The 4,652-nt window shown below is 33.8% G+C and carries 3 protein-coding genes; 2 read left to right on the forward strand and 1 reads right to left on the reverse strand.

The window, feature by feature from the left end; translation table 11 throughout:
• Positions 1-49: 49 nt before the first annotated feature.
• The gene (locus tag B2S90_RS01815; protein WP_286696469.1) at positions 50-1,099 is read right to left on the reverse strand and encodes an AraC family transcriptional regulator; all 1,050 of its coding nucleotides are present in this window, start codon (positions 1,097-1,099) and stop codon (positions 50-52) included.
• A gap of 137 nt (positions 1,100-1,236) precedes the next feature.
• Here B2S90_RS01815 and B2S90_RS01820 point away from each other — a divergent pair, with 137 nt between their 5' ends.
• Positions 1,237-3,090 carry a beta-glucoside-specific PTS transporter subunit IIABC gene (locus B2S90_RS01820; protein WP_286696470.1) on the forward strand — a complete coding sequence of 618 codons (1,854 nt, stop codon included), beginning with the start codon at positions 1,237-1,239 and terminating at the stop codon, positions 3,088-3,090.
• Positions 3,091-3,092: 2 nt separating this feature from the next.
• Positions 3,093-4,505, forward strand: a complete 1,413-nt coding sequence (locus B2S90_RS01825; RefSeq protein ID WP_286696471.1) for a DUF1593 domain-containing protein — start codon at positions 3,093-3,095, stop codon at positions 4,503-4,505.
• Positions 4,506-4,652 lie beyond the last annotated feature (147 nt).

A 4,652-nucleotide genomic window follows, 5' to 3' on the forward strand; every position in this document is an offset into this window, starting at 1 on the left:
TTCTACTTCTTCCAGAAAGCGGCAAAATTATAAGAGGCATCCGCCTCTTTTATTTTGCCTGGAATTGTTTTCTATAGTCTGCAGGAAAACCACCAAAATAAGCATTAAACTTCTTATAGAAGTAGTTTAAATTAGAAAAACCACTCTCCTGTGCAATAAGATAAATAGGTTTATCAGTATTGATAAGTTCTTTTCCTACTGCTTCCATACGATAATAGTTTACTAACTTCTTAAAGGTATAGCCTGTTGCTTTTTGAATAGCGCGTGAAAGATAATCAGGATTATAGCCGAACTTCTCTGCTGTTTCCATAAGAGTACAATCCCGATAATGTTGTTCTATGTATTGAATGATTTCTGTCATGTAGCCCTTATTATTTTCTTTAAATTGTTGTTCCATATTCATCTGATATCTTTGAGCCATTTTTATAAAAAGAAGTGAAAAATAGGAATCAAGAATAGATATTGCAAACAAAGAAGGATCTAAATACTCGCACAAAATCATTTCTATAAGCCACACTACATAATCATGATCATCTTCTCTATTATTAAAAATAATATAATCATTATGCTGTGCTTTCTGATCAATAATATTTGTCAGGAAAGTTACAATCGGGTTTACTGAAGAAAATTTACTAATAAATGAGTCACTAAAATAAGAGCGATCCATTTGAAAGTTGAAGATAATATCATTTTCTGTAGGCATTAAGACTGTATGCTTTGAATTAACATCTAAAAGAATCATATCCCCTGCATGAAGTATCACTTCTTTATCATTTACAATTGCATAACAATGTCCAGAATAGACATATTTCATTTCTACATAGTTTCTTGTATGCAGTGGCACAAATGAATATCTTGTCTGTTTTGAACAATAAATCGGAAAAGCAAGAACTTCATCTGTAATTATCTGCCCATCATAAAATAAAGTATGTTTTTCTTTTGTGGTTTGATATCTATCAATTGTGAATTGAACTATTTTTTCATCATCTTTATTAATATGCTTTTCAATATAGTCATCTGAATGGTTTGGATGACTTTTATAATATTGTTCTTTTTTGGTTAGTGGAGTAATCCTACTTCTTAATTCTTCTATTTTCATTATTATCACCTATTCTAACTATAACATCGGTTTTTGACAGTCTGCAAGTGTGTTTATGATATTTTAATCGCTTTCACAAAACATTATGATAAGCATGTAAGTTAACTTAACAAATATCAATTTTGGAGGAAAGAAAAATGGCAAAGGATTATACTTCTTTAGCTAAAAAGATTGTAGAAAATGTCGGTGGAGAAAATAATGTGATCTCACTTGTACATTGTGCAACAAGATTAAGATTTAAGCTTATTGATGAAGATAAAGTTAATATGGATGTTTTAAAACAGACTGAAGGTGTTATTACTGTAATGAAAGCAGGAGGACAGGTTCAGGTTGTTATTGGAAATAAGGTAGATACTGTCTATGATGCAGTACTTAGCTGTACAAATATTAATGCTGGTAACAGCGAAGAAATAGAAGATACAGGAAACAAAAACCTTCTTAATACTCTATTAGAGACAATTTCTGGTATCTTCTCACCAATGCTTGGTGTTATGTGTGGTGCCGGTATGTTGAAGGCATTACTTATTCTATGCACTACATTGAATATACTAACTGCTGATATGGGAACATACAAAATTCTTTATGCAGCTGCAGATAGTGTGTTTAATTTTATGCCAATTATCTTAGGTTATACAGCTGCAAAGAAGTTTAAATGTAATCCATTTATTGCGATGTCTATTGCGATGTCACTTCTTTATCCAACTATGACTGCCGCATACTCAGAAGGTACGAAATTGACATTCCTTACAATACCAGTGACTCTTGTAAGCTATGCTTCTTCTGTCATGCCAATCATTATTTCTGTATATGTTCAAAGCAAATTAGAAAAGCTATTAAAGAAGATTATTCCAGAAGTATGTAAGTTATTCTTAACACCATTATTAGAACTTTCCATTATGGTACCTGCTACTTTCTTAGTTATCGGTCCAATCATGGATAAGTTTGGTAAATTACTTGCATCAGGTTATACAGCTATTATGGGATTCAACCCTATTATTGCTGGAGGATTTGTCGGTTTGATCTGGCCTGCAGCCATTATCTTTGGGCTTCATTGGGGCTTTGTACCTATCGTCATGAATAATATCGCAACTTACGGTAGAGATACATTATTCGTTATTACTGGACCTAACAACATGGCTCAGGCTGGTGCAGCACTAGGCGTATTCTTAAAAACTAAAAATAAGAAATTAAAAGAATTATCAGGTTCTGCTGCATTCTCTGCAGTTCTTGCAGGTATTACAGAACCAGCCATTTATGGTGTTACACTACCTTACAAGAGACCATTTGCGATTGCTGCTGTATTTTCATCTATTGCCGGTATGATTGTCGCTGCTGCTGGTACTAGCTGCCCTACTTTACTTGGTACATCTATTTTAAGTCTTCCTGGCTATATTGGTCCTGGTTTTGTCGGTTTTGTGATTGCTTGTGCGATTGCTTATTTTGGTTCAGCCATTTGTACTTATTTATTTGGTTTTAATGATTCTATGCTTCCACAAAACAAAGTTGAAGCAAAAGAAGAAACTACTTTAAAAGATGAAACAATCAGTTCTCCTGCTACTGGTGAGATGATTCCCTTAGAAGATGTGAATGATCCTATCTTTTCTTCAAAAGCGATGGGTGAAGGTGTTGCTTTTAAATTAACCGATGGTCATATCTACTCTCCTGTTGATGGTAAAGTCATTATGGCTGCAAAAACAGGCCATGCAGTTGGATTAAAGTCTAATAACGGCGCTGAAGTACTTATTCATATTGGTATGGATACTGTAAATATGAATGGTGAAGGATTTAATGTCTTAGTTAAAGAAGGACAGAAAGTGAGTGTTGGTGATTTACTTGTTGAAGCTGATCTAGAAGCTATCGAGAAAGCTGGTTATGATAATGTAACTCCTGTCATTATTACTAATACTACTGAATATAAAGAAATTGTTCCTGCATCTTATGGTGCTAAGACTGCAAAAGAAGAAATCATTGAAGTAAGAGCTGGTAAATAATTATGTTAAACCCTATTAGAACAATCATCACTCAGGATGCTGAAGTAGATGATCAGAACTCATTAAGACATATTCTCCTTTATGCCAATGATATAGAAATACAGGGTATCGTACAGACCTCATCCATCTTTCATTGGAAAGGACAACCAGGAAAGACTGGGCCAAGTGATAAGGCTGATTATGGTCAGCCTTATCGCTGGACTGGTATAAAATGGATGCAGGACGTAATGGATGATTATGCTGTAGACTATAAACATCTTGTGACTCATGATGCCAACTACCCTTCTCCTGATCATTTAAGGAATCTTATTAAAGTCGGAAATATTGGATATCCAGGAGAAATGGATGCTTCTACACCAGGCTCAGAATTAATTAGAGAAAAAATATTAGATGATGATCCTAGACCACTTTATATTCAAGTTTGGGGTGGTACTAATACAATTGCCCGTGCTCTTTATGATATTGAGCAGGAATATAAAGATGATGAGAACTGGTTATCAATCAAAGAAAAAATAGAAAAGAAAGTTATTTTAACTGCCTGTGGTGAACAGGATAATACGTATCAGAACTATATTTCAGAAGTTTATCCAAACATTCAGTTTGTGAAATGTGTGATGATGAACAGTTATGGATACGGCTGGAATAATATGCCCGAAGGAAGCAGTAAAGAGACTCTTAGAGCTGATTTCATGAAAGAACATATTCTTAATAAGGGTGCTTTAATGAGTGGTTACGCTACCTGGGCTGATGATAAGTATTATGAAGGTGAAGAAAATAGATCACAATTTGGTTCAAACAAGAGTCTTCTTGTTGACTGGTGGGGAAAGAAATATGGTATGGGTACACATATTCCTTATGATTTCTTATCTGAAGGTGATTCCCCTACTTTCTTCTGTTTACTGCCATGGGGGTTAAGATGTCTTGAAGATTTCTCATATGGAGGATTATCTGGAAGATATATAAAAGATAATACTAAGAAGAATTCTAAGGGAATTACTTTAAATTATTGGAATCCTGTAGAAGACCTCTATATTGATAAATATACAGAATCTATGTGGTATTATGTTTCTTCTATTCAAAGAGATCTTGCAGCAAGAGCCTCTTGGTGTATCACCGATGATAAAGAAGAAGCGCCTGTACTATCTATCCAGGAATCTCTTGACATGAAAGCTGATAAAGGTACAACTGTAGAGCTTCATATAAATAAAGAAGAACATGTACTCTATAAAACAAAGTATTATAAAGATGCTTCTAGTTATAAAGGAAATGTTTCTGTTAGTTTAGATGATTCTATCAAGATTGAAATTCCTGATGATGTAAAAACAAATGATATCCTTCATATCATTATTGAAGCAACTAACGATTATAAGCACAAGATTTCACGATTCACACAAATTATTATCAAAATCAATTAAAAAGTGAGCTGTAACATATGCGTTACAGCTCATTTTTTAGTCTATTCTTTCAAATACCATTGTTGCCTGAATCTTATCTCCTCCAAGGAATCCTTTTGATCCAGAAGATGAAGTAGAAATAGTATGTAACTTCTGACTACTCCCACG

This window comes from Catenibacterium sp. UBA627, from assembly GCF_002299355.1.
GTDB classification, from domain to species: Bacteria; Bacillota_I; Bacilli_A; order Erysipelotrichales; family Coprobacillaceae; genus Catenibacterium; species Catenibacterium mitsuoka.